This window comes from Acidiphilium sp. AL, from assembly GCF_025499445.1.
GTDB classification, from domain to species: domain Bacteria; phylum Pseudomonadota; class Alphaproteobacteria; order Acetobacterales; family Acetobacteraceae; genus Acidiphilium; species Acidiphilium iwatense.
The window spans coordinates 1-1214 of the sequence record NZ_JAIMBZ010000123.1; the positions used below are offsets into that span (position 1 = coordinate 1).

At 56.0% G+C, this 1214-nt stretch carries 2 protein-coding genes; one reads left to right on the forward strand and one right to left on the reverse strand.

The genetic code is table 11. From position 1 onward, the window contains the following. Window positions 1-357, forward strand: a 357-nt coding sequence (locus tag AiwAL_RS20240; RefSeq protein ID WP_262313499.1) for a hypothetical protein, incomplete at its 5' end; no start/stop codon positions are given. A 40-nt stretch (window positions 358-397) separates the two neighbouring features. On the opposite strand, the gene AiwAL_RS20245 is transcribed toward AiwAL_RS20240, so the two are convergent. After that, window positions 398-1214: ISAzo13 family transposase (locus tag AiwAL_RS20245; RefSeq protein ID WP_262313500.1), on the reverse strand; the 817-nt coding region annotated here is incomplete at its 5' end.

Here is a 1214-nt window from a genome sequence, read left to right on the forward strand (position 1 = left end):
TTGGCAAGAGATTTCGGCGGCGCGCAACAATCGGAATCGGAACCGGGCCGCCAGGATTCCTTCCGGAATGCCGACAGGCCTCAATCGATTCTTCGGCTAAATGGCGCCTGCGGCCTCAAAATGAGGGGAGACATGAGGTTGGAACCCCCTCTCATTCCGGCACTCTCAGGCATGCAGCTCTTCGTTGCACCGACATTCCGAGATAACTTCCAAGAAATAACTATGCTTTCGGCTTTTTGCTTTGCGGCAACGACACGATCGCCGGAGATTTTACTCCCTGCGGCAGACCGATCTGCGCATAGCTGGCACCAGATGGTTGCTTTTGATCCACGAAATGAGGCCCATTTTGTCCGATGACCTTGTTTGCGAACTTAGGGTCTGAGCCCGGATAATCGCATCATAATTTGGCCTTTCTTGGTCTGATTGTGTAGTTCCATTCTCCGTGGAAATCGGCATGCTGGATATTGAGTGACGCCATTTCGGCGTTGGTGATTTTGATGCCATTTTCATAATCGCCACGATCGATCCTGCAGGCAACGCTGAGGCCGGTCTTCGTCGTTGTGCTGGCGATCAGTTGGACGATGACTTCATGGCTGACCAACGGCTTGCCGCGCCAGTTCTGGGTTATGAACGCGAATAGCTTGTGCTCGACGCGATTCCATTTGCTGGTGCCAGGCGGCAGGTGACAGACGGAGATCGCGATACCGAGTTCGTCAGCCAGGACTTGCAACTCTCGTTTCCACAGACGTACGCGCACACCATTGCTACCGCCGCAATCGGCATTGATCAGCAGCTTGCTTGCCGCCGGATAGCGGGATGCACCAAGCTCATACCACCAGCGGCGGATGCTCTCGACGGCGAAGACTGCGGTATCGTGGTTGATGCCGAGATTGATCCATCCCGTATTGGCTGCGATGTCGTACACGCCGTAGGGCACAGCTTTGCCGAGTTCGGGGATCATGAAATCATGCACTCGTACCGGCTCGGGCTGCCCCTTCGGGCGCAACTCACGTCCGCCATTCTTGAAGTCGCCGACAAGCTCTTTCTTCTTCGTGTCGACCGAGATTGCGGGTTCGCCGGCTGCTTGGAACGCCTTCACCTGGGCGCTGATATGGTCGAACTGGGCGTTACGGTCGGGGTGGTTCGTCCCTTCGCGCGTCTTGCTGTTCGCCTGCAGGCTGAAACCCAGTTTCTTCAGCAGACGACCGACTAGT